This is a genomic window from Streptomyces sp. NPDC023157 (assembly GCF_055560575.1).
This window is the reverse complement of record NZ_JBVHIL010000008.1, coordinates 1-24,012: the sequence shown is the minus strand read 5'-3', so window position 1 is coordinate 24,012 and position 24,012 is coordinate 1. Positions and strand designations below refer to the sequence as shown.

18 protein-coding genes are annotated in these 24,012 nt (G+C 72.3%); 6 read left to right on the top strand and 12 right to left on the bottom strand.

Annotation, left to right across the window (positions count from 1 at the left end):
* Positions 1-57: 57 nt before the first annotated feature.
* The 5 genes from ACZ3ZE_RS26740 to ACZ3ZE_RS26720 all read right to left on the bottom strand — a co-directional run bounded on the left by ACZ3ZE_RS26740 (position 58) and on the right by ACZ3ZE_RS26720 (position 6,634).
* A complete protein-coding gene (locus tag ACZ3ZE_RS26740) occupies positions 58-1,998 on the bottom strand; it encodes a glycoside hydrolase family 5 protein (protein ID WP_467260986.1) in 1,941 nt (646 codons plus the stop codon).
* Between the two features lie 106 nt (positions 1,999-2,104).
* A complete protein-coding gene (locus tag ACZ3ZE_RS26735) occupies positions 2,105-2,947 on the bottom strand; it encodes a carbohydrate ABC transporter permease (RefSeq protein WP_361179298.1) in 843 nt (280 codons plus the stop codon).
* Positions 2,948-2,954: 7 nt separating this feature from the next.
* Positions 2,955-4,004: a carbohydrate ABC transporter permease gene (locus ACZ3ZE_RS26730; protein ID WP_467260984.1), complete on the bottom strand. Its 1,050-nt coding sequence runs from the start codon at positions 4,002-4,004 to the stop codon at positions 2,955-2,957.
* Positions 4,004-5,284 (bottom strand): ABC transporter substrate-binding protein, encoded by a 1,281-nt coding sequence (locus ACZ3ZE_RS26725; RefSeq protein WP_361167683.1) that lies wholly within the window; start codon positions 5,282-5,284, stop codon positions 4,004-4,006. Before ACZ3ZE_RS26725 ends, ACZ3ZE_RS26730 begins: the two co-directional genes overlap by 1 nt.
* Positions 5,285-5,443: 159 nt before the next feature.
* Positions 5,444-6,634, bottom strand: coding sequence for an ROK family transcriptional regulator (locus ACZ3ZE_RS26720; protein WP_361167680.1), 1,191 nt, complete (start codon positions 6,632-6,634; stop codon positions 5,444-5,446).
* A 175-nt stretch (positions 6,635-6,809) separates the two neighbouring features.
* Between ACZ3ZE_RS26720 and ACZ3ZE_RS26715 the strand changes: the two genes are divergently transcribed.
* The 3 genes from ACZ3ZE_RS26715 to ACZ3ZE_RS26705 all read left to right on the top strand — a co-directional run bounded on the left by ACZ3ZE_RS26715 (position 6,810) and on the right by ACZ3ZE_RS26705 (position 12,928).
* Positions 6,810-8,939, top strand: coding sequence for an alpha-galactosidase (locus ACZ3ZE_RS26715; protein WP_361167677.1), 2,130 nt, complete (start codon positions 6,810-6,812; stop codon positions 8,937-8,939).
* 151 nt (positions 8,940-9,090) lie between these two features.
* Positions 9,091-9,936 carry an alkaline phosphatase family protein gene (locus ACZ3ZE_RS26710; RefSeq protein ID WP_467260982.1) on the top strand — a complete coding sequence of 282 codons (846 nt, stop codon included), beginning with the start codon at positions 9,091-9,093 and terminating at the stop codon, positions 9,934-9,936.
* A gap of 193 nt (positions 9,937-10,129) precedes the next feature.
* The gene (locus tag ACZ3ZE_RS26705; RefSeq protein WP_467260980.1) at positions 10,130-12,928 is read left to right on the top strand and encodes an alpha/beta hydrolase; all 2,799 of its coding nucleotides are present in this window, start codon (positions 10,130-10,132) and stop codon (positions 12,926-12,928) included.
* A 59-nt stretch (positions 12,929-12,987) separates the two neighbouring features.
* Here ACZ3ZE_RS26705 and ACZ3ZE_RS26700 read toward each other — a convergent pair whose 3' ends face one another.
* Together ACZ3ZE_RS26700 and ACZ3ZE_RS26695 are read right to left on the bottom strand one after the other, a co-directional pair.
* Complete coding sequence (locus ACZ3ZE_RS26700) at positions 12,988-13,608, bottom strand: DUF998 domain-containing protein (protein WP_361625958.1); 621 nt, start codon at positions 13,606-13,608, stop codon at positions 12,988-12,990.
* A 115-nt stretch (positions 13,609-13,723) separates the two neighbouring features.
* Entirely contained in the window at positions 13,724-14,140 is a 417-nt protein-coding gene (locus tag ACZ3ZE_RS26695) for a hypothetical protein (protein WP_361625955.1), read from the bottom strand.
* A gap of 110 nt (positions 14,141-14,250) precedes the next feature.
* Between ACZ3ZE_RS26695 and ACZ3ZE_RS26690 the strand changes: the two genes are divergently transcribed.
* Positions 14,251-14,799, top strand: coding sequence for a GNAT family N-acetyltransferase (locus ACZ3ZE_RS26690; protein ID WP_361625952.1), 549 nt, complete (start codon positions 14,251-14,253; stop codon positions 14,797-14,799).
* A 74-nt stretch (positions 14,800-14,873) separates the two neighbouring features.
* On the opposite strand, the gene ACZ3ZE_RS26685 is transcribed toward ACZ3ZE_RS26690, so the two are convergent.
* Positions 14,874-16,031 (bottom strand): PP2C family protein-serine/threonine phosphatase, encoded by a 1,158-nt coding sequence (locus tag ACZ3ZE_RS26685; RefSeq protein WP_361625949.1) that lies wholly within the window; start codon positions 16,029-16,031, stop codon positions 14,874-14,876.
* A 364-nt stretch (positions 16,032-16,395) separates the two neighbouring features.
* Here ACZ3ZE_RS26685 and ACZ3ZE_RS26680 point away from each other — a divergent pair, with 364 nt between their 5' ends.
* A complete protein-coding gene (locus ACZ3ZE_RS26680) occupies positions 16,396-17,610 on the top strand; it encodes a S8 family peptidase (RefSeq protein WP_361167656.1) in 1,215 nt (404 codons plus the stop codon).
* Between the two features lie 83 nt (positions 17,611-17,693).
* Here ACZ3ZE_RS26680 and ACZ3ZE_RS26675 read toward each other — a convergent pair whose 3' ends face one another.
* The 4 genes from ACZ3ZE_RS26675 to ACZ3ZE_RS26660 are packed head-to-tail and all read right to left on the bottom strand — an operon-like array spanning position 17,694 to position 21,597.
* Complete coding sequence (locus ACZ3ZE_RS26675; protein ID WP_361167653.1) at positions 17,694-18,302, bottom strand: GNAT family N-acetyltransferase; 609 nt, start codon at positions 18,300-18,302, stop codon at positions 17,694-17,696.
* Positions 18,303-18,358: 56 nt separating this feature from the next.
* The gene (locus tag ACZ3ZE_RS26670; protein WP_442304951.1) at positions 18,359-19,690 is read right to left on the bottom strand and encodes a sugar ABC transporter permease; all 1,332 of its coding nucleotides are present in this window, start codon (positions 19,688-19,690) and stop codon (positions 18,359-18,361) included.
* Positions 19,687-20,496 carry an ATP-binding cassette domain-containing protein gene (locus ACZ3ZE_RS26665; RefSeq protein ID WP_361167650.1) on the bottom strand — a complete coding sequence of 270 codons (810 nt, stop codon included), beginning with the start codon at positions 20,494-20,496 and terminating at the stop codon, positions 19,687-19,689. Before ACZ3ZE_RS26665 ends, ACZ3ZE_RS26670 begins: the two co-directional genes overlap by 4 nt.
* A gap of 15 nt (positions 20,497-20,511) precedes the next feature.
* Positions 20,512-21,597: a sugar ABC transporter substrate-binding protein gene (locus ACZ3ZE_RS26660; RefSeq protein WP_361167647.1), complete on the bottom strand. Its 1,086-nt coding sequence runs from the start codon at positions 21,595-21,597 to the stop codon at positions 20,512-20,514.
* A 350-nt stretch (positions 21,598-21,947) separates the two neighbouring features.
* On the opposite strand from ACZ3ZE_RS26660, the gene ACZ3ZE_RS26655 reads away from it, so the two are divergent.
* Positions 21,948-23,726, top strand: a complete 1,779-nt coding sequence (locus ACZ3ZE_RS26655) for a B12-binding domain-containing radical SAM protein (RefSeq protein WP_361625946.1) — start codon at positions 21,948-21,950, stop codon at positions 23,724-23,726.
* The last annotated feature ends 286 nt before the right edge of the window (positions 23,727-24,012 follow it).

Below are 24,012 nucleotides of genomic sequence, written 5' to 3'. Positions count from 1 at the left end.
CCTCGGGGAGCTCAGCGAAGCGTGTTCAGGTGGATCGGGTGTGCGTCGGGCTGCTGGTCAGGCGAGCGGCCGGCACAGCAGGGCGTCGGGGACGCCGCCGTGGTTCCACTTCCAGGTGAAGGCGACTCCGGCGAGGTACTCGCCGTCGGCGCACTGCCCCTTGTAGTAGCCGGGGGCCCAGTCGCTGGCGTTCGAGCCGCCGGTGGCGGGCCGGTTGTCGCCGTGGTCGAACCAGAGCACGCGCCCGTTGGTGGGCAGGGTGGCCGTGGCGGGCGCGCAGAGCAGGGCCGACATGGCGTTGCTCTTCACGCTGTAGCCGACGGCGAAGGTGCGGTCGGGGCACTGGAGCTTGTTGTAGCCGGCGGCCCAGTCGCCGCCGGTGACGTACCGCTCGTCGGTGACGGTGGTCCAGGCGCCGGTCGCCTTGGCGGGCTGTCCGGCGTCGGTGCACAGGCCGCGGCTGTCGCTGCGGCCGAGGCCGACCAGGCGCTGGGTGTCGGGGCAGTTGCCCTTGCGGTTGCCGGCGGACCAGTCGGGCTTGGCGAGCATGGTGGCGGAGACGTCGTAGTCGCCGTAGTCCAGGTTGAGCATGTTCCAGCGGGGCGTGACGTCGACGCGGCCCGAGCGGGCGGGGGCCTCGACCAGCTTGGTCCAGTCGGCGGCGCGCCAGTCACCGGGGTCGAGGACGCCGAGCCGGGTTCCGGCCGCGTTGTAGTTGACCATGGCCCAGGTGTCCTGGTTCGTGCCGGCGGCGTTGGTCCAGCCGACCAGCGGCCAGATCGCGAAGTCGGAGTCGTTGCGGACCAGGATGTCGGTGAAGCGGGCGAACCAGGCGCGTTCCGGGGCGTCGACGGCGCCCCGGCCGCCGGCGCCGAACTCGCTGATCCAGACGGGGGCGGTGAAGTGCTGGCCCTCGCGGGTCACGAACAGGGCCTCGTCGTCGACGGCCTTGACGAGCTGCTCGGGGGTGAGCTCCTCGTAGCGCGGGTCGTGGGTCTCGCCCGTGCCGGTGGCGCCGGTGTGGTTCGGGCCGGTGTAGCCGTAGAAGTGCGCCGCGTACACCAGCTTGTCGGAGTGGATCAGTGTGTTGGAGAGGGTGGCGACGGGGGTGAGCATCGGGCGCCCGTGGGGCGAGATGTCGGTCGGGATGCCCTGCCAGTTGATGCCCTCCATGACGATCAGGAGGTCCGGGTCGGCCCGGAGGATCTCGTTGCCGGCCTCCTCGAAGGCCTTGTTGAGGTCGAAGTCGTTGCCCCAGCCCCAGTTGCTGTCGTTCCAGGTGTCGCGGCGGACCTCGTTGCGCAGGTCGGCGCCGACGACGCGGGTGTTGTTCTGGTACCGCTTGGCGAGGAACACCCAGTCGTCGATCCACTGGCGGGTGGTCTGGCCGCTGTTCCAGCGCTCGTTGCCGTCCAGGCCGCAGCAGAAGCGGTAGCTGGTGGTGTGGTTGTTCAGGATGACCGCGAAGCCGTCGGCGGTGAGCGCGGCGACCACGGAGTCCATGACCTGGAGCGGCGTCTTGCCCTTGAGCTGCGGGTTGGCGGTGACCGCGGAGTCGGGGACGGGGACCGTGTCGTGCACCACGGCGTTGGCGAACGGGAGCCGGATGCTGTTCAGGCCGAGGGCGTGGAAGTCGGCCAGGATCCGGTCGATCGGGGTGCGGTCGAGGCCGAGGGGGATGTTGTGCGACATCTGGTCGGCCTGGTGGTTGGTGACGTCGTTGACGTCACCGCTGCCTTCGTAGGTGCCCTGGGCGCCGGCCCAGTTGCCGGACTTCAGCTTGAAGCGGTTGCCCGTGGCGTCGACGACCCACCGGCCGCGGGTGCTGAGCGGTCCGGTCCAGGAGGCGGCGAGCTGCGGCCCGGTGAGGACGGTGGGGGCCGCCGCGACGGCCGGTTCGGAGGAGGGGGCGGCGTCCGCCACGGGGGCGCCGATGAGCAGCGCGGAGACCGTGGCCAGGGCCGCGGTCGCGCGTCGGAGCAGTGTGCCAGGTATCACGGGGGCTCCTTGTGGAGGGGGTGTGGTGCCTGCTCTGGGGGAAGGGTGCGGGGTACGCGTACGGGGGGTGCGGTACCGGGTTGCGGGTACGGGGTGCGGGGGTGCGTCAGCCCTTGAGGCCGCTGGTGGCGATGCCTTCGACGATGTACCGCTGGGCGACCAGGAACATGACGACCAGGGGCGTGATGGTGACGACGGCGCCGGCGAAGAGGCCCGGCAGGTTGACGGTCTGGGAGGTGAGGAAGGTCGACAGGGCGATCTGCGCGGTCCATGCCGACGGGTCCTGCCCGATGACCAGGGGCCACAGGAAGGAGTTCCAGCTCTCGATGAAGGACAGGGCGCCGAGCGAGGCGAGCATCGCCCCGGAGCTCGGCAGGGCGATCCGCCCGTACAGGCCGAACCAGCCGAGGCCGTCGAGTCGTCCGGCCTCCTCGATCTCGGCCGGGAACTGGAGGTAGAAGTTGCGGAACAGCAGGACCGCGAAGGGGTTGAACAGGCCCGGCACGATGATGCCCCACAGCGTGTTCACGCCGCCCATGGAGCCGACGACGACGAAGGTCGGCACGAAGGTGACCGAGCCCGGGATCATCAGGGTGGCCACCACCAGGGCCAGCAGGACGCCGCGGCCCGGTACGGGGATCCGGGCGAAGGCGTAGCCGGCCGCGGAGGCCAGCAGGGTGGAGACGGGGGCGGTGATCGCGGCGATCAGCAGCGAGTTCCCGAGGGCCTGCGCCATCGAGACGGTGGGGTCGTCGAAGAGCGCGGTGAAGTTCTCGAAGTGAGTGGTCGAGGGCCACCACGTCCAGTCGGGTGCGGTCAGGCCCTGGGAGTCCATCAGCGAGTTGCGCAGCATCAGGTAGAACGGCGCGAGGAAGACCGCCGTCAGGACGCCGACGAGGAGTCCGCGGGTGACGAGGCGGAGGGCTCGGGAGAGTCCGGGAAGGGTCATGTGTGGCTCATCCTTCGCTCTTGCCGAACCCCGTGAACCGGCCCTGGATCAGCGTCACTCCGACGATGAGGGCGGTGAGCACGAAGGCTCCGGCGGAGCCGAGACCGTAGTTCTGGCTGCCCATGGCGGTGTTGTACAGGTGGACCAGCGGCGTCTGGACGGGGGCGGTGCCGGTGCCGGACAGGCCGCTGTTGAAGAGGTTGTAGAACTCGTCGAAGGCCTGGAAGGCGGCGATGAACAGGAGCATCAGGACGGCGACGGAGGTGTTGCGGAGCAACGGCAGGGTGATCCTGCGGAACATCTTGAAGCCGGTGGCGCCGTCGAGGACGGCGGCCTCGTGGATCTCCCTGGGGATGGCCTGGAGTCCGGCGAGGAACAGCACCATGTAGAAGCCGACCTGGAGCCATAGCCGCAGGGTGACGAGGACGATCCAGTACAGCGGGGGTGACGTCGTCTGCAGCCAGGGGACCGGGTCCGCTCCGAACCAGCCGCCGATCGTGTTGGCGATGCCGGCGGGCAGGCCGTTGAACAGGCTCATCTTCCACAGCAGCGAGGCCGCGACGTAGGAGACGGCCGTCGGGATGAGGAAGGCGGTGCGCACCAGGGCCCGGCCCCGCCGCACCCGGTGGACCAGCAGGGCGAGTCCGAGGGAGGCGGCGAAGGTGACCGGCACGATGAAGGCGGTGAAGACGAGGATCTGCACCAGGGAGTCGCGGAAGGCCCGGTCGGCCAGGAGGGTGGTGTAGTTGTCGAGTCCGACCCAGTGGCCGAGTGCGATGCTGCCGCGGGCGTCGCTGAGGCTGAGCAGGAAGCTCCAGCCGATCGCGACGTATTTGAAGATCGCCAGGCCGACCAGCATGGGCGCGGTCAGCAGGGCGAAGGCGAGCCATCCGGACCGGCCCGCGCGGGGCCGGTGGGCCGGCGGCCGGCCGTCCCGGCGCCGGCCGCCGCTCGGTCGGCCGGCGCCGGGACGGCGGATGCGGTCCGCGCCCCGCGTGCCGGGCGCGGGGCCCCCGGCACGCGCGGACGGAAGGGTGAGTTCCGGAGCCGGTTCCATCAGGCGCGCTGCTTGTCGATCTCGCCCTGGGCCTTCTTGACCGCCTCGGCGAGGAGGGCGGCGGGGTCGCCGTCGCCTGCGGCGATCTTGACGGCGGCGGCGTTGAAGGCGCTGCTGACGGCGGTGTCCCAGGTGCCCGGGTTGTGCTTGCCGTACCGGTCGGCGAGGGTGACGGTCTCCTTGGCGGTGCCGTCGGAGAGCTTCCTGGTGGTGGCCGCCACGGACCTGCGCGGCGGCACGTGGAAGCCGTAGCTCTCGGCGAAGTCCTTCTGCAGGTCGGCCTGCTGGACCCACAGCCACTGGACGAACTTCTTCGCCGCGTCGATCTTCGCGCTCTTGGCGTTGACGCAGCTGGTCCAGCCGCCGACCCGGACGACGGGCGTGCCGCCGGCCTTGAAGGCGGGCCACGGGACGACGCCGAAGTCGTCGCCGAGGGCGTCCCTGACGGCGGGCATGGCCCACAGGCCGCACCACTGCATCGGCACGACGCCCTGGTTGAAGGCGGCCGGGTCCCACCAGTCGGTGGTGAAGCCGAGCAGCAGTGACTTGTCGTCGTGCAGGCGCCGCAGCCCGGTCAGTGCCTCCAGGGCCTGGGGCGTGCCGAAGCCCACCTTGCCGTCGCGGCTGACGAGTTCGCCGCCGTTGGACCAGACGGCGTTGCTCGCGGAGTCGCCGATGCCGTCGTTGCCGACGAACAGGCCCTTGCTCTTCGAGGTGGTCAGGGCCTTCGCCGCGGCGACGAGGCCGTCGAAGGTGGTGGGCGGGGTGATGCCGGCCTTGGCCAGGACGCTCTTGCGGTAGTACAGCATGATGACGTCGTCGATCATCTTGACGCCGTACAGCTTGCCGTCGACGGTGACCGAGTCGATCGCGTTGCTGTTGAAGTCGGTCTTGGCGGTGCCGTACACGTCGTCCAGGACGGCGAGCTGGCCGCGGCGGGCCATGCCCTCGCTGAAGTCGCCGATCTCGAAGACGTCGGGGGCGGCGTCGGTGAGGAGCGTCGCGTTGAGCTTGCCGGAGTAGTCGCCGGGGACCCAGGTGACCTTCACCGCGATGTCCGGGTGGGCCTTGGTGAAGGCGGTCGCGTAGCGGAGCGCGGCCTGCTGGGTGCCGGTCTCGCCGTAGGCGTGGTACCAGACGTTGAGGGTGGTCTTCGCGCCGGAACCGGACGCGCCGGTGGGGTCGGTGCTGCAGGCGCTGGTCAGGACGGTTCCGGCGGCGACCAGCAGCGATCCGGTGAGGAACCCCCGTCGGCTAAGCTCGGCTCTGCGTGCGCTCATGTCGCATCCTTCTGTGAGGGTGGGGCGGGGCGGGTGTGCTACCTGGCCGGCGCCTTCGACAGTGCTTGCCGGCAGTGGAGGGCGTCGGCCAGGGAGTGGTACGGGGTGGCCGCGCGCGAACGGGGTGGGCCGCGCGAGCCGTGGTGGCGGTCCGGCGGTTCAGCCGGAGCCGGTCGCGGCGGTGGCCGCGTACTGCGGGAAGAGCGCCTGGATGGCGACGGCGGCGGCGCCGCGGGACCACTCCTCCCAGGGCAGCGGGCGGAGCAGCAGCGGGCACCGGGAGGCCGCGCCGAAGGCGTGGGCGGCGAAGGCGTCCTTGATGTGGCGGCCGAACAGGTCGTAGGCGGCGAGTCCTTCCCCGCTGACCACCACGCGTTCCGGGCCGACCAGGTTGACCAGGGTGGCGATGCCGACGCCGATGGCGCGGCCCGCCCGTGCGAAGGCCTCGCGGGCCGCCGGGTCGCCCTCGCGGGCCAGTTCGACGACCTCCTCGAAGGCCAGATCGGGCCGTGAGGTGGCGTCGCGGACCGCGTGGAGGATCGCCTCGGTGGACGCGAAAGCCTCGACGCAGCCGTTCGCGCCGCAGCGACAGCGCGGTCCGGTCTGGTCGACGCAGATGTGTCCGACCTCGCCGGAGACGCCGTAGGCGCCCCGGAGCAGCTCCCCGTTGACGACGAGGGCGGATCCGATGCCCGCGCCGATGGTGACCAGGGCGAAGTAGCCGGTGCCGATGCCCTCGCCGAACCAGTGCTCGGCGACGGTCAGGGCCCGTACGTCGTTCTCCACGGTGACGGCGAGGCCGGTGGCGGCAGTGAGCAGTGCGGCGAGCGGGACGTCGCTCCAGCCGAGGAGGCCGGAGTGGCGGACCAGGCCGCATTCGCGGTCGACGTCACCGGAGACGGCGACCCCGACGTGCCGGGTACGTTCGCGGAACTCCGGCTGGTTGTCAAGGAGTTCGTCGAGCAGTGCGCTGAACACCGCCGCTACGGTGTCGGGCCGGCAGTCGGCCAGGGGCAGCCTCGCCGTGACACGGATCCCGGCCCGCAGGTCGCAGACCGCGCCGAAGAGGTGGTCGGGGCTGACCTTGACGCCCACGAAGAACTCCCGGTCGGGGGAGACCGCCAGGGGGTTGACGGGCCGTCCGGCGCCGGGAGCGGTGCGCTCCGGCGGGAGTTCGTAGAGGTAGCCGTCGTCGATGAGCGGCCGGGCCGCCTTGGTGACGGCCGTCGAGGAGAGTCCGGTGCGTCGTGCCAGCTCCACCCTGCTGAGCGGTCCTTCCGCCAACAGGAGGGCGAGGACCGCGGTTTCGGCGGGTGCGCTGACCAGAGGCCGGGAGTGATGTCGAAACACGGGTGAAACCTAGAGCAAATAAATAACTTCTTCCAGTATTGATTTCACGACCGGGCTCGCCCTACGCTCGTGGCCGCCTCCGTGCCTTCCGCCAAGGGGCCTTCGCCGACGGCGCGTTCACGCCACGCAGCCCCGGCCCACCCCCGTACCTCTCCGCACGTCAGGGGACTCATCCGTGCTCGACACGCTCCCGCCCGTCACCTTCGATCCCGCGCTCGGCCTCGCGGTCCTGCGCACGCCGAACAGCCTGTACGCGGTGCTCATCGGCGCCGACGGCAGTCCGCGGCACCTGTACTGGGGGCGTCCGCTCGACAGCGCCGCCCTCGCCGCGCTCCCGCAGGCGGTGTCGCCCGCCGCGAGCAGCTTCGAGGCCGACGCGGCCGCCGACGAGCTCGCGCCCCAGAGCGGCGCCCGGTTCGGTCCGGCCGGCCTCCAGGTCCGCTTCGCGGACGGCACCCGGGGCGTTCAGTGGCGCTTCGCGGGAGCCTCCGTCGACGGCGGCGAACTGCGGCTGCGGCTCGACGACCGGCGCCGCCCGCTGCGCACCGAGCTCTGCTACCGGGTCCGGCCCGACAGCGACGTCGTCGAGCGCTGGACGGAGCTCACCCACACCGCGCCCGACGCCGATCCGGCGCTGCCCGTCACCGTCGAACGGCTGGACTCGGCCTCGTGGACCGCGCCCCCGCTGGCCGACTACCGCCTGAGCCATCTGGTGGGCGGCTGGAACAGCGAGTTCCAGCTCCAGGGCGACCGGCTCCCGGTCGCCGAGACCGTGCTGACCAGCCGTCGGGGGATCACCGGCCACCACGCCGGCCCCTGGCTGGCCCTGGACGACGGCACCACCACCGAGGAGCGCGGCGAGGTGTGGAGCACCGCCCTCGCCTGGAGCGGCAGCTGGCGCGTCACCGTCCACCGCGACCCGGTCGGCCGCACCACCTGGACCGGCGGCTTCGGCCACGAGGGGCTCCGCTGGACGCTGGCCCCGGGCGAGACGCTGCGCACCCCGACGTACGCCGGTCTGTACACGGGGGACGGCTTCGGCGCGGCCAGTCGCGGCTGGCACGAGCACCTGCGCCGGCATGTGCTGCCCGAGCCCGAGCGGGACCGGCCGGTGCTCTACAACTCCTGGGAGGCGACGGGCTTCGACGTCGACCAGGCCGGGCAGATCCGGCTGGCCCGGCTCGCCGCCGGTCTCGGGGCCGAGCTGTTCGTCCTGGACGACGGCTGGTTCGGCGCCCGCCGCAGCGACGAGGCCGGACTCGGCGACTGGACCCCGCGCCACGAGGCCTTCCCCGAGGGCCTGACCCCGCTCGCCGACGAGGTGCACCGGCTCGGCATGGACTTCGGGCTCTGGGTGGAGCCGGAGATGGTCAACCGCGACAGCGAGCTCTACCGCGCGCACCCCGACTGGGTCCTCCACTCCCCCGAGCTCGACGCCACCGAACTCCGCAACCAGCTGGTGCTGAACTTCGCCCGCCCCGAAGTGGAGGCCTGGGCCTGGCAGACCCTCGACGGACTGGTGCGCGCCCACCGGGTCGACTGGCTCAAGTGGGACGCCAACCGGGCCTTCACCGAGGCCGGATGGGCCGGTCATCCCGACCCCGACCGCCTCTGGATCGACCACACCCGGGCCCTCTACCGGATCATGGACCGGCTGCGGGCCGAGCACCCCGGGCTGCGGATCGAGGCGTGCGCGGGCGGCGGCGGCCGGGTCGACCTCGGTGTCCTCTCCCGTACGGACCAGGCCTGGATCTCCGACAACACCGACCCCGTCGACCGCATCGGCATCCAGCACGGCTTCAGCCAGCTCTTCCCCGCGCGGGCCATGGCCGCCTGGGTCACCGACAGCCCCAACATCACCACCGGCCGGCGCACCCCGCTGCGCTTCCGCTTCCATGTCGCCATGGCCGGGGCCCTGGGCATCGGCGGGAACCTGACCGAGTGGACCGACGAGGAGCTGACGGAGGCCGCCGAACTCGTCGCGCTCTACAAGGAGATCCGTCCGCTCGTCCAGCGCGGGATCCAGCATCGCGTCGCCCCGGACGGACCGGTCCGGGCCGTCCACTACGCGGCGCCCGACGGCAGCGACCACGTGCTCCTCGCCTGGCGCCCCACGACCCGCTTCGGCCACGCGCCGGCCCCGGTGCGGCTGCCCGCGCTCGACCCGACGGCGCGCTACCTGGACCTCGACCTGGACGAGACGCACAGCGGGGCCGTCCTGGTCCACCAGGGCATCGACCCGCGCCTGCCCGACGGGGACCACGCGAGCCGGCTGATCCGGCTGCGGCGCGTCACACCCGCCTGAGCGCGCGGACGCCCCGCGCCGGCGTCGGGTGTCCTGGCGGCTCCGTCGCCCCCCTCCCCCTGCTCGTCCCCCTTGACCGTACGGTCGCCGGGCCGCTCCCGCGACCGCCCGGCGCCTGTCCCGCGCCCACCCACGACCCTTTGGACCACCCATGGAGACCTCCCGCGTTCTGGTGATCGGCATCGACGGCGTACGCCTCGACCTGCTCCCGGAGCTGGACACCCCGCACCTCGACGGGATCGCCCGCGCGGGCTTCCTCGCACCCGTCGAGGTGGACGACGTCACCCCGACGATGTCGGGCCCCTGCTGGACGACGATCGTCACCGGCGTCGGCGTCACCAAGCACGGCGTCTGGGGCAACCGCCTCGACGGCAACCGCCTCGACGTCTTCCCGGACTTCACGACCCGCCTCGCCGCCGAGTGCGGACGCCGGACCTTCGCGGTCGGCGGGTGGGCGCCGCTCTTCCTCGCCCAGGAGGGCGGCCCGCTGTTCGTCGCGCCCACCCGCCTCGGCTACGTCGCCCCGGCCGCGGACACCCCCGAGGCCTGGGAGGAGGTCGACGAGCGGGTGACCGCCGAGGCGGAACACCTCCTGGGCCTCGACGAGGAACTCCACGCCGGCTTCGTGTACCTCGGCGCCGTCGACGAGACCGCCCACTTCGTCGGCTGCGGCAAGGAGTACCGGGCGGCGGTCGAGGCCGCGGACCAGCGCCTCGGCCGCGTCCTCGACGCCGTGCGCGCGCGGCGCGAGCGCGCGGGCGAGGAGTGGACGGTCATCGCGGTCACCGACCACGGGCACCGGGACGAGGGCGGCCACGGCGGGCGCAGCGCGCTCGAGCGCACCGCCTGGATCGCGGCGTGCGGCCCCGGTCTGCCCGCGGGGAAGGCCCCGTCGGGCCCGCTGCACCACGCCGACGTCGCCGCCCACGTCTACACCGCTCTCGGCATCGCCCCGGACTCGCACTGGACCCTGGACGGCCGGCCCTTCGCCGTCTGAGCCGTCCCCACCCCACTCGCACGCGGCCGGAAGTCTTTTCCTTTCCCTGGCGGGTTTTTGACGCTGTCTTGAGGCAACCCACAGGTCTCTCCCACCGTCCTCACGGGACGAGGGGGGCACCAGGGACGGGGGATCCCCGGGGGACCGGGACACCGCAGGTGCCCTCACGAGACCGATCGTGAGGAAGACCGCTTTGATACGTGTCACACGCGGCGTGACCACCGCCGTGGCGCTGCTCGCCCTGGCGGCTGCGTCGCCCTTGCCGGCGTTCGCGCAGCCGTCACCGGGATCACCGTCGGCGTCGCCGGGGAGCCGGGCCGGGGACTCCGGCCTCCCCGCGGGCTGGCAGATCTCCGGGACCGGCGCCGACAGCCACCTGGTGTGGACCTCGCCCGAGCCCGTCCGCATGGGCGACGCCCGGGTCGAGTTCCGCGCCGGGGACCGGCTGCTCGGCCTTCCGGAGGCCCAAGGGGACGGCCGGACCTTCCGGTTGCCCCTCGGCGACGTCCGGATCGACAAGGACTCCGACCTGCGGGTGACGGCCGGCGGCCGGCGGCTCGACGCCGCCGCGCCCGCCCGCTCGGCCCACAACCGCCCGTCGGCCCCGGCCGCGCGGCCGCGGGCCTCGCTGCCCGCGAACCCGGTGGACCCGGGCAAGTCCGGCCCGTACCGGACGACCAGCGGCGAATACGCCCTGCGTTCCGTCTCGTTGCCCGGCTTCGCCAAGCCCGTCGAGATGCGCGCCATGGTCGTCGGCCCGACCGACGCTCCGGGCCGGCGCCCGGTGGCCCTGTTCCTGCACGGCCGCCACGCCACCTGCTACAAGCCCGGCACCGAGGACATGACCGGCGAGTGGCCCTGCGCCGCCGGCACCCAGCCGATACCCAGCCACCAGGGGTACCTCAAGGCCCAGAAGCTGCTGGCCTCACAGGGTTACGTGACGGTGTCCGTCTCCGCCAACGGCATCAACGGGCAGGACTGGCAGGCAGAGGACGGCGGCGCGCAGGCCCGCTCCTCCCTCGTGCGCCAGCACCTCGCCCGCTGGGCCACGTGGGCGGCGAACCGGCCCTCCGCGCCGGCCGTCGTCCGCGCCACCGCCCCCGCCGACCTCTCCCGCGTCCTGCTCGTCGGCCACTCCCGTGGCGGCGAGGGCGTCAACCGGGCGGCGCTCGACAGCCTGTACCCGGCCCCGGCCGACCAGGACGGCTACCGCGGCCCCGTGCGCTGGAAGATCCGCGGCAACGTCCTCATCGGACCCACGATCTTCGGCCAGAACCCCGCCCCCGACGTGCCCTCCGCGACGATCCTGCCGGGCTGCGACGGCGACGTGTCCGACCTCCAGGGCCAGGTGTACGTCGACGGCACCCGGGGCGTCAGCCAGGGCGCCGCCCTGCACAGCGCGGTCTACATGGTCGGCGCGAACCACAACTACTTCAACAGCGAGTGGACCCCGGGCCAGGCGAAGGCGTTCGCCTACGACGACTTCTCGTCCGAGGACGGCACCGACCCGCTCTGCACCCCCGGCACCCGGACCCGGCTGACCGCCCCGCAGCAGCAGACCGCGGGCGCCACCTACATCGCCGCCGCCGCCCGGCTGTTCGTCGGCGGGGACGACAAGGTCCGGCCGCTCCTCGACGGCACCGGCCGGCGCGCCCCCTCGGCCGACCCGGCGCAGGTCCTCACCCACGCCGTCGGCGCGCAGCGCACACCGGCCTTCCTGCCGGGCCCCTCGGTCACGGTGTCCGGCGGCGGCGGGCGCCTGTGCGCCCAGGTCGACCCGGACGCCGCCCGCTCCTGCCTGCCGCCCGAGGAGGGCGGCTCGCCGCACTTCGTGTACTGGGAGGCCTCGCCCGAACCCGGCCGTGACGCCGTCGCGCTGCGCTGGGTCCGCCCGGGCACGCCTGTCTCCGTCCGCTCGAAGCGGCCGGTCTCGCTGGCCGGCTCCGAGTCCCTGGCGCTGCGTCTGATCGTGCCGCCGAACAGCACCGGCACCGAGCTGGACGTCGCCGTGACCGACGCCGCAGGGAAGCGCGCGGTGCTGGGCCGCACCCGCGTCGACGGCATGCCGGGCAGCCCCCGGACCGCGTCCTCGTGGGCGCGCGAGATCCGCGTACCGCTGTCCGCGGCGTCCCGGGCCCGTCTCGACCTGAAGCGCGTCGTCTCGCTCGAACTGACCCCGCGCAGCCGCGACGGCCGTGCCTGGCTGATGGACGCGTGGGGCTGGCGCCCGGGTACTCCGGCGGTCCGCCCGGCCGCGCTGGCGCGCGTCGACATCGGGCGCCTGTCGGTCAAGGAGGGCGACTCGGGGGTCCGCACGTACCGGGTGCCGGTCCGGGTCTCCGGCCAGGGCAGCGGCCAGGTGCGCCTGTTCGTCCCCAAGCCCGACAGCGACCAGGTGACCTCCCGTCTGGTGACGGTGCGCCCCGGGCGCCAGGACATCGTCGTCCCGGTCACGGTGCGGGGCAACACCCGCTTCGGCTACGACCTGTCGCAGGACGCGTTCGTGAAGGCGGTGCGCGGCGTCGTGGTCGGCGCCCACCGCGGCGGGGTGACCGCGCGGAACGACGACCCCATGCCGAAGGTGACCCTGACGCCCGTCGCGGACGACGTGACCGAGGGCGCGGCCCTGACCTGGCGGATGAAGCTCTCGGAGCCCGCCGACGTCGACATCATGGGCGCGCTCGTGCTGGAGCCCGTGACCGGCGGCGCCGAGCTGTCCACGGCGGACGTCGACCGGGCCTGGCTGGAGGAGCAGCTCGGGCACGTGCCGGACCCGCCCGTGGCGCTGTCGCAGGCGATGGAGGGCAGCGGCCTGTACCTGGGGATGAACATCGCGGCCGGGCAGACGAGCACGGAACTGCGGATCCCGACCGTCAAGGACGGGATCGCCGAGCCGGCCGAGTCGCTGCGTGGTCAGCTGACCACGTACGACGCCAACTGGGACCCGGTCCTGGGCCCGGTGGTCACGGGGACGGTGCGGGACGCGGTGTGACGCGCCCTGACCTGAACTGAACTGAACTGAACTGACTGACCCGACCTGACCTGACCTGATCAGGAGGCGGACGCCGGGCCCTTCGGGGGCCGGTGTCCGCCTTTCGCGTACAGCAGGCAGGAGACCACGACCACCAGGGGCCAGACGGACTGCACGCAGGTCACCAGGCGTTCGGCGACGCCCACGGCGCCGTGCCGCTGCATGTCGACGAGGAACCAGCCCGCGCCGAGCCCCATCAGCGCCGTCACCCCGACGGCGGGCACGGGCCGCAGGCCCCACGGCGCCGGTCCCGCGCGTTCGACGGCGAGCACGGGCCACACCGCCAGGAGCGCGAAGCCGACGGCGGCGACCGAGCCGTGCCGCAGGGAGCCTCCGCTGAGGGGCGCGGGGAGCAGGGCGACGACCAGCGCGGTCACGCCGCCGGCGGCCAGGGCGACGCGTCCGGCGAGCGCGGCGGCCCGCAGCCCCCAGGCGGTGAACAGGTGGCAGACGCCGAGGCCGAACAGCGCACCGGTCATCACCCACGAACCCGGCGCCCCGTACGCGGCGAGGACGCTGATGGTCTGGCTGACGGGGTCGTAGCCGGGCCCTTGGAGCAGGCCCGCGATCGTCCAGCCGCCGATCAGGAGGATCGGGGCGCACCCCGAGGAGAACAGGGCCCACCGGGGAACGCGTCGCATCGGCCCACCGTAACCACGCCGGTGGGCCGCATCGTTTCTCCGGCGCGCTCGCGTGGGCAGGTGGGTCCGAACGGTACGCGCCGGGCCCCGCCGCCGTCCCTCCCCCGCCGGATGCTCAGAGCCTTCCCCGGTAGCCGGGGTCGGGCAGCTGCCGGGGGTGCCAGCAGGCGTCCACGCCGTACAGGAAGAGGGCGAGGACGAGCAGGGCGGCGAGGGCGGCCGTCCAGGGGCCGCGCGGCCGGTGCCCGCGGCGGAGCGTCAGCAGCCAGGCGACGAGAGGCAGCACGGTGGCGCCGAGGAGGATGAGCGGGAGGTCCACGAAGACCACGCTCAGGTCGCGTGCGTGCCCCTCGAAACCGCCGTCGATGCTGAAGGAGGCCCGCGGCGCCCAGTAGACGAGCCCCGCGAGGGCTCCCGCGGCGGTCAGCAGGCAGCCGCCCGCGCTCTCGGCGGTGGTGCCGTCGGCGGACGCCACGTCATGGGCCTCCCCGTCCGCGGGCGTTCGCTCGGCCGGTGCCGGTTCGTCGCTCATACCCGGCAGGGACGCGGGCGCGCCTCCCTCGGTTGCGCTCCCCGGACGTGACGGCCGCGGCGGACCCGGTGGCGGTACGCCTCGGGGAGCGGTCCCCTACCGTTGGCCCCATGGTCAACTCTCCGCCACGGGTCGAACTCCACCCGCTCACCCTGTCCGACCAGGACGAGTTCTGCGCGCTCGTGCGTGCCAGCGCCGAGCTGTACGGGCCGTGGATGCAGCTGCCCGCGACCGCGGACGCGTTCCGGGTCTGGATGCGCCGCTTCGACGACGACTCCAACCGGGGCTTCCTGATCCGGGTCCGGGAGACGGGTGCCGCCGCCGGGACGGTCAACATCAACTCGATCATCCGGGGGCGCTACCAGGGCGCGTCCCTCGGCTACGCGGCCTTCGCGCCGTCCGCGGGGCACGGGTACATGTCCGAGGGGATCGCCCTCATCATGGAGCACGCCTTCACCGAGCTGCGGCTGCACCGGCTGGAGGCCAACATCCAGCCGGGGAACAAGCCGTCGCTGGCGCTGGTCCGGCGGCTCGGCTTCCGGTACGAGGGGATGTCGCCCGCCTACCTCTACATCGACGGGGACTGGCGGGACCACGAGCGCTGGGCGATCAGCGCGCCGCAGCCGTGGACGCCCCACCCGTCGCTCCCGGAGGTCTGAGCCGTACGCGGCCCCTTCGGCCACGGGCACGGCTACGGCTACGGCTACGGCTACGGCTACGGCTGAGACTTCGACTACGGCTTCGGCCGCGGCTCCGGGGCGAGGCGCTCGACGGCGACGAGCGCCGCGTCGTCGCCGAGGTGGCCGCCCGCGTACGCCTGGAGGTCGGCGCGCAGGCGCCCGAGGAGGGTCGGCGGGTCGTCCCCGACCCAGGCCGTGAGCCGCTCCGTCAGCGGGTAGAAGGCGCGGGAGGTGTCCCGGGCCTCGACGACCCCGTCGGTGTAGAGGAGCAGCACGTCGCCGACGTCGAAGGGGAAGGTCTCCACGGTGACGGCGGGCGCGAGGACGTCGGACAGGCCCAGCGGGGGGCTCGCGTCGGCGGTGTCGAGGGGGATCACCCGGCCCTGGCGCAGGAGCAGCGGCGGCGGGTGCCCGCAGTTGACGAGCCGTACGACGGGCTCGCGGTCGGGGATGTCGAGGACCAGCGCGGTGACGAAGGCCTCGTCCGAGGTGTCCTCCGCCTCCTCGGCTCCGGCTCCCGTGCCCGGTTCCTCCTCCTTCACCTCGCCCGAGCCGACGCCCGCCTCCAGGTGCCCGATGAGGTCCGGCAGCTCCTGTTCGCGGCGGGCGGTGACCCGGAAGGCGCCCAGGACGAGGGAGGCCTCGCCGATCGCGTCGAGGCCCTTGCCGCGGGCGTCCCCGATCAGCAGCCGTGTCCCGTCCGCGGTGCGGGCCGCCGCGTACAGGTCGCCGCCCATCTGCGCCTCCTCCTCCGCCGCGAGGTAGACGGAGGCGATGTGCAGCGGCCCGGCGCGGTGCGGCAGGGGGCGCAGGACGACGCTCTGCGCGGCGTGGGCGATGGAGCGCAGCCGCCGCACCCTTTCCTCGTCCCGCTCGCGCAGGTGGGCGAAGAAGGTCGCGATGACCGAGATCAGGACCAGCGCGATGATCTGGTAGGTGTGGTTGAGGTCGGTGATGCTGGTCCGCGAGACCGCCACCACCGACTGGGCGACCACCGCGACCGCGCCGACGAAGGCGGTCATGCGCGCGCCCGCGAACGAGGCCGTCACGGCGGGGGCGGCGATCAGGAACGGCCCCAGGTGCACGTCGGGCGGTGACAGGACGTCCACGACGGTGACCACCGCGATGATCGCGAAGGGCACGGCGAGCAGCAGTCGGCCGCCGCGCCGGGTGAGGCGGGGGGCGGCGGAGGCCTGCCGGTGGGGATCCATGTGAAAGGCATACCCCAGGAGATGGGAGTATGTCCCGTTTGCCCCGACTCACGGCGCGGCACGCGCGGGCGCGCCCCCGAGGGCGGGCCCGGCGGTTCCGCCCCGTCGGCCGTTTACGGCCATGGCCGGGCTTCACCCTTTCACCGTCCGGTTCCTCCGCGTTCATCACCGCTTCGATTGCGGCGGCATGGCGGATGCATGACAAGACCCCAACTCCCTTGAGCTACCGCCCGTGGCGCGACCAGGCTGCTGCTCACGCCGGGAACGGAACACCCCCGTCCCCGGCGGTGCGTGCGAGCGCACGCCACCCCCACCGTCGCGCCGCCCGCCCCGGGTGCGCCGCCAAGAGGAGGACTCCCTCGTAATGGCACTTCATCAGAACTCCAAGACCCGCCTGGCCGTGACGCTCTCCGCCGCCACCGCGGCGGCCCTCCTGGGCACCTTCGCCGCCCTGCCCGCCCAGGCCGCCCCCGCCGAGGGCGTCGTGCTCGCCGCCGGCTCGGCCGACGCGGTGCCCGGCAGCTACATCGTCACCCTCAAGCAGGGCGCCGGCTTCAAGGCCGCCTCCACCAAGGGGCGTGGCCTCATAGCCGGTTACGGCGGCACGGTCGGCAAGACCTTCGGCTCGGCGCTCAACGGCTACACCGCCCGGCTCGACGCCGGCGCGGCCCGCCGCCTCGCCGCCGACCCGGCCGTCGCGTCCGTCGAGCAGGACCAGGTCGTGCGCGCCGACGCGACGCAGTCCAACGCCCCCTGGGGCCTGGACCGCATCGACCAGGCCGCCCTGCCGCTCTCCGGCACGTACACCTACCCGGACAGCGCGGGTGCGGGCGTCACCGCGTACGTCATCGACACCGGTGTCCGGATCAGCCACACCGAGATCGCCGGGCGCGCCGTGAACGGGTACGACGCGGTCGAGGGCGACTCCGTCGCGCAGGACGGCAACGGGCACGGCACGCACGTCGCCACCACCATCGCCGGGAAGACGTACGGCGTGGCGAAGGCCGCGAAGATCGTGGCCGTCCGGGTGCTCGACAACAACGGCTCCGGCACCACCGCCGGGGTCATCGCGGGCATCGACTGGGTGACGGCGAACCACGCCGCGGGCGCGCCGGCCGTCGCCAACCTCTCGCTCGGCGGGGGCGCCTCCACGGCGCTCGACAACGCGGTGAAGAACTCCATCGCGGACGGCGTCACGTACGCGGTCGCCGCCGGCAACTCAGGTACGAACGCGTCCTCCTCGTCCCCGGCCCGGGTCGCCGCCGCCCTCACCGTCGGCGCCACCGACAGCGCGGACGCCAAGGCGAGCTGGTCGAACTACGGGTCGGTGCTCGACCTCTTCGCCCCCGGCGTCTCGATCACCGCGGGCTGGAACACCAGCGACACGGCGACCAACACCATCTCCGGCACCTCGATGGCCACCCCGCACGTGGCGGGCGCCGCGGCCGTCTACCTCGCCGGCCACACCTCCGCCACTCCGGCACAGGTCGCCGCGGCCCTGGTCAACGGCGCCACCCCGAACAAGGTGACCAGCCCGGGCAGCGGTTCCCCGAACCGCCTGCTGCGCCTCGTTCCGTAAGCACCGCCGCGGACGGCGGCGACGCCCCGGAGGCCCAGCGGCCTCCGGGGCGTTACCCCTTCCCGTTGTTCCCGTTGTTCCCGTTACGCGTCGGCCGGGCGGCGCGGCTCGCGCCACATGCCCCAGAGCATCGGGCCGTCGCCGGGCAGCGGCACCTCCTCGCGCACGGTGAAGCCGAAGTGCTCGTAGACGGGGAGGTTGGCCGCCTTGGAGGACTCCAGGTACACCGGCATGCCGGCCGCGTCGGCCTGGGCCAGACCCGAGCGCAGCAGCGCGGAGCCGTGACCCTGACCCTGGGCGGCCGGGTCGGCGCCGATGAGCGACAGGGACCAGTGGGGCTCCTGGGGCGTGTGCGCGGCGGCGGTCTCGACGGCCGCGCCGAACTGCGCGACACGGTCGCCGAGGATGCTCTTGAGCTCCTCGATGGTGTCCGCGTCGGGCACGGCCTTCTCCTGCGCCTCGGCGGGCACCCAGAACGAGACGGCCGCGTCGGTGCGCTCGCACACGCCGTGGTGGACGTACTGGCGGGTGAAGATCGTGGTGAAGTAGCGGCTCAGCGAGGCCGCGCGGGAGGCGTCCTCGGGGAAGAACCAGCGCATCATCGGATCGTCGTCGAAGGCGCTGGTCAGAAGGGCGCTGATGAGTGCAGCGTCGTCGACCGTGGCCGTCTTGGGTATGTTCGTCAGGGTCATACGGCTCATTCTGCACGAGATGATCTTGAAATCCCGCGCGGGGTCCCCCTTCGTCGTCAGGCGCGTCCCGCGGCCTTCTGGCTGCGCCGGGACACCGAGTCGACGACCACGGCGGCGAGCAGCACCGCGCCGGTGATCATGAACTGGACGGCGTTGCTGACACCCATGATGTTCATGCCCGACTGGATCGAGCCGATGACCAGCGCGCCCAGCAGCGCCGACCAGACCGAACCCCGGCCGCCGAACAGGCTGGTGCCGCCGATGACGGCGGCCGCGATGACGTTCATCAGCAGGTTGCCGCCGCCGGAGGTCTGGCTCGCGGACTGGATCTGGCCCGCCAGGAAGAGACCGCCGACGGCCGCCATCAGACCGGAGATGGTGAAGACGCTCATCCGGATGAACGGCACGCTGATGCCGGCCCTCCGGGCACCCTCGATGTTGCCGCCGACCGCGAAGATCTGACGCCCGTACCGGGTGCGCCGCAGCACGAAGTCCAGGACGACCAGCAGGATCAGGAAGATGAGCAGCGCCAGAGGGAGGCCCTGGTACTGGTTGAGGATGTACGCGGTGGCGAAGGCGATCGCGCCGATCACGACGGTGCGCAGCACGATCTCGGCGACCGGCCGGAACGGCACCCGGGCCGCCTGGCGGCGCTTGGCGTCGAGCAGCGAGGCGAGCAGGAACAGGCCGACGCCGACGCCCGCGACGACATAGGCGGTCGCGGGGCTGTGGAAGATCGTCGAGTACAGCTTGGAGACGATGCTCTCGCTGGGGATGTTGACGGTGCCGCTGCTGCCCAGCACCTGCAGCATGAGGCCGTTCCAGGCGAGGTTGCCCGCCAGGGTGACGACGAAGGCGGGCACGCCCACTTTGGCGAAGAAGAATCCGTGGATGAGACCGACGACCGCTCCCCCGACGAGCGCGACCAGCAGCGCGAGCCACTGGTTCATGCCGTTGATGACGTTGAGCACGGCGAAGATGGCGGCGCACAGGCCGCTGACCGAGCCGACGGACAGGTCGATCTCGCCGAGCAGCAGGACGAAGACGATGCCGACGGCGATCATGCCGGTGCCGACGATCTGCTGGCTGAGGTCGGAGAGGTTCTGCGCGGAGAGGAACGCGCTGTCGAGGCTGCCGAACACCGTCCAGATGATGATGACGGCGACCACGACGGGCAGCGAGCCCAGTTCGCCGCTGCGCAGCTTGCGGCGGAACTCGGCGGCGTAACCGCGCAGTCCCTCCTCACGGACGATCAGCCGGCTGTCGACGGCGGGCATCGCCTCGGGGGCGGCCCGCTGCGCGGCCGCGTCGGCGGCGGCGCGTTCGCCGCCGCCCGCCGGACCGCCGAACTCGCGGTCCCGGTCGTCGGGACCTCCGGCGCGCCTCATCGCTCCTCCTCCCGACGCTCCCCGCGCGCCTCCCGCTCCTCGCGGATACGGGCCTGGCGGCGGGTGACGGCGCTGTCGCTGGCTCCGGTGATCGCGGAGATGATCTCCTCGGTCGTGGTGGAGCGCTTGTCGAAGAACCCGTTGTTCCGGCCGAGCCGGAGCACCGCGATCCGGTCGGCGACGGCCATCACGTCGACCATGTTGTGGCTGATGAGGATGGTGCCCAGGCCCTGGACACGGAGCCGTTCGACGAGGTCGAGGACCTCGGCGGTCTGCTCCACGCCGAGCGCGGCGGTCGGTTCGTCCAGGATGACGACCTTGGGGTCGCCGATCAGGGACCGCGCGATCGCCACGGTCTGGCGCTGGCCGCCGGAGAGGGAGGCCACGGGGATGCGGACGCTGGGGATGCGGATGGACAGGGTCTCCAGCAGTTCGCGGGAGCGCTGCTCCATGCGGACCTCGTCGAGCACGCCGAAGTGGCGCAGCTCCCTGCCGAGGAAGAGGTTGCCGACCACGTCGAGGTTGTCGCACAGGGCGAGGTCCTGGTACACGGTCGCGATGCCGAGGTTCTGGGCGTCGTGCGGGCGGCCGATCGAGACCGGCCGCCCCTGCCATTCGATGACCCCCTCGTCGGGCGGGTTGACCCCGGCGATCGTCTTGACGGCGGTCGACTTCCCGGCGCCGTTGTCGCCGACCAGGGCGACGACCTCACCGGGATGGACCTCCAGGTCGAACCCGGACAGGGCCTGGACCGCGCCGAACCGCTTGGAGACCCCCCGCAGGGTGAGCACAGGTGCTTCCGGCAATTCCACCGCCTCCGACTACGTCAGGCCGGCCTGCTTGCACGCTGCCGCATAGGTCGGTGTGCAGATCTCCTGGACCGTGTACATGCCGTCCTTGACGACCGTGTCCTTGATGTTGTCCTTGTTGACGACGACCGGCTTGAGCAGGTTGGACGGCACCTTCTGGCCGCTGCCGCTGGTCTTGGTGACGGGGGTCAGGTCGGCCGGCAGCGACTTGCCCTGGGCGAAGTCGACGGCCATCGTCGCCGCGATGTCCGCCTCGGGCTTGTACGGCTTCTGGATGGTGATGGTCTGCGTGCCCAGCAGGATCCGCTGGATCGCGTCGAGTTGGGCGTCCTGGCCGGTCAACGGAACGTTCAGGCCCGCCGCCTTGAGGGCGGTGGAGATACCGGCGGCCAGACCGTCGTTGGCCGAGTAGACACCGACGATCTTGTCCTTGCCGAGTGCGCTGATGGCGCCGGACATCTGCTGGTTGGCGTTGTTCGGGTCCCAGTTGGGGGTGTCGTACTCCTTGCCGATCTTCACCTTGCCGTCGAGCACGGAGTGCGCACCGGCCTTGAACTCGCCCGCGTTGGGGTCGGTCGGCGACCCGTTGTGCATCACGATCTCGCCGCTCTGGGCCTTGGCGCCGAGCGCGTCGAGCAGCGCCATGCCCTGCATCCTGCCGACCTCGTGGTTGTCGTACGAGACGTAGGAGTCGACCGGACCCTGCGCGAGGCGGTCGTACGCCACGACCTTCACGCCGGCGTCATGGGCCTTCTGCACGGAGGACTGGATCGACTTGGCGTCCACCGCGTCGAGGATCAGCACCTTGTCGCCCTTGGCGAGCGCGGTGTTGACCTGCTGCTGCTGGGTCGTGGCGCTCTCCGCGGCGTTGTAGTAGTCGACATGGGCACCCGGCGCCAGCTGCTGGATCTTCGCCTCGATGTACGGCCGGTCGAACTTCTCGTACCGGGTGGTCTTGCTCTCCGGCAGCAGCAGGCCGATCTTCACCTCGTCGGCCTTCGTCGGCGCGGAGCCCAGGGCCCCGCTGGTCGACACCACTCCCAGGGAGAGGGCCGCGGTCCCCGCCAGGGCGATCGCGGCGCGCAATGTACGGGTCATGGGAGGCTCCTTTCGCACGCCGCGCGAGTCCGCCTCCGAGACCGCGGGGGCGCGGGCGCACCTCTGGCCTATATCTCGACATTAGCCCCAACCCCCCGCGGCGACCATTTCGCGCCCGGCGCGGGGGACTCGGGGGCGGAGTCCCGTTTCACCTGGGGTGGCCGCGGAGTCACGGGCCGTACCGGACTTTCCGTCGGATTCGGACGCGTGGGGCTTCGGGCGCGTGAATTCACGCCATTGACCGGGGAAACACCGCCCCGGTGGTCCGCGGGGGGTCACGATCTGAGCTCATTGTCCATTCGCATCGGACAGATGGAGCGCTCGTGTCGCGAAACGTTTCCCCTTCGCCCGTGCTCATCGAGAACCCTTCCGTCACCTTCTCCAGCGCCCCGCAGCGCCGGCCGCTGCGGCACCTGGGCCGCCCCTCTCTGCGCACCTCGGTCTCCGGCGCCCGGCGGCGCGCCCGCGGCGAGTCGCCGCGGGTCCTGCTGCTCGTGCCCTCGTACACGCGGGTCGTGGAGCCCTCCCCGGAACGGAGCAGCTTCCGGGCGCTCGGCCTGGACACCTTCGAGGTCATGAAGCGGGCCGGCACACCGATCGGTCTGCTGCGCATCGCCACCAACGCCCGGCTCTCCGGCTTCGAGGTGAAGATCGTCGACTCGCCCTTCGCCGGCTGGGAGCAGGAGCGGCACCTGGTCGACCTCGGGGGCGGCAGCAACCTGGTCCGCTACGGCCTCGACGACGCCCAACTCCGGGCGATCATCGAGGAGTTCGATCCTGACGTGGTCGGCGTCCAGTGCATCTACACCGTCCAGTGGGGCAACGCCCGGGCCCTCGCCGACCTGGTCAAGGACATCGACCCGTCGATCGTGACGGTCACCGGCGGGGCGCACCCCAGCGGCGACTGGCGCTACTCGGTGCCCGACTCCCCCTTCGACCACGTGGTCATCAACGAGGCCGACCAGACCTTCACCGCCCTGTTGCAGGCGCTGACCGAGGAGGGCGGTGACATCGACGCCGTACCGGGCCTCGCGTACCGCCGCGCGGACGGCGCCGTGGTCCGGACGACGGCCTCCTCCCCGTACATGCGGATCCTGCCGAAGCGTCAGGGGCTCGACCAGCGGCTCGGGATGATGCCGCTGCCCGACTTCGGGCTGCTGGACATGGGCCAGTACGGGCAGGCGTACCACTCCTCCGGCAAGCGGGTGCGGGCGCACGGCTCGTGGGCGCAGATCTTCTCGACGATCGGCTGCAACGTCGGCTGCGACTTCTGCTACATCCCGATGGTCAACGGGCCGTGGCGGGCGCTCGGCACCGACTGGTTCGACCTGCACCTCGGGGAGATCACCAAGCACGGCGTGACCGAGGTCCTCATCGAGGACGACCACCTGCTGCACGATCCGCTGTACGCGATGCGGGTCTTCGAGCTGCTCCGCAAGCACGACCTGCCGTGGGTCGAGGAGGGCGGCCTGAGCCTGTTCAACCTGGTGCTGCTGCACCTGGGCGAGGAGTTCGCCGCCACCATGGCCGAGTCGGAGCGGCGCAACCCCAACTTCCGCAACGTGCTGGCCGCGATGCGCGGCGGGCTGACCTGCCGGGCCCTCATCAAGGCGATGGCCGACGGCGGCTGCTACAGCGTGTACCTCGCGGTGGAGAGCGCCAACGAGGACAGCCTGGAGCAGTCGGGCAAGCCGCGGCTCAACGCCTTCCAGCAGGCCACCGGCGAGATCGTCGAGATGTTCACCGAGTACGGGATCCAGGTCACCGGCGGATTCATGCTCGGCTTCGTCAATCCGCCCGAACGGCCCGGCGTCGCACCGTACGTCGAGTCGCTGGAGCAGATCGAGAAGACCATCGACTACGCGGTGACGCTGATGGGCCACGGCATGGCGTACGCGAACCCGTTCATCGTCACCCCGCTCCCGGGCACGAAGATGTGGGACTTCCAGAAGGACTACGTCGTACGGCACTACGACAACGGCTGGTCGCACGAGAAGGCGACCATGGCCACGGAGAAGTGGAGCGCGGAGGACATCGAGCGGATGCGCCTGGAACTCCTCGTGCGGGCCAACGGCGCCGACAAGGTGACCGAAATGGTCCGCAGGGGGACGTGGCCGGTGGACGCCTGACCGGCCGGCGGCCCGCTAGGGCCTGTCGTCAAACTCCCGTCGTTGCCCGAAGGGCGGCCCCGCGGCGTCTGGTGCGTGCTCTCGGTGTGCCGGGTGGAAGCCCTCGTACTGGACCGTACCTGGGCTTTCGCCCGGTGCGGCGAGAGCGCGTGCCAGGCGTCGTGGGGCAGACGGGAGTTTGACGGCAGGCCCTAGGTGTATTGACCTGCAGGGTTGTTGACGCGGCTGATGGGCGGGTGTCCGTCGAGTGCGGTGTGGCTGCGGTGGTGGTTGTAGGTGTGGAGGA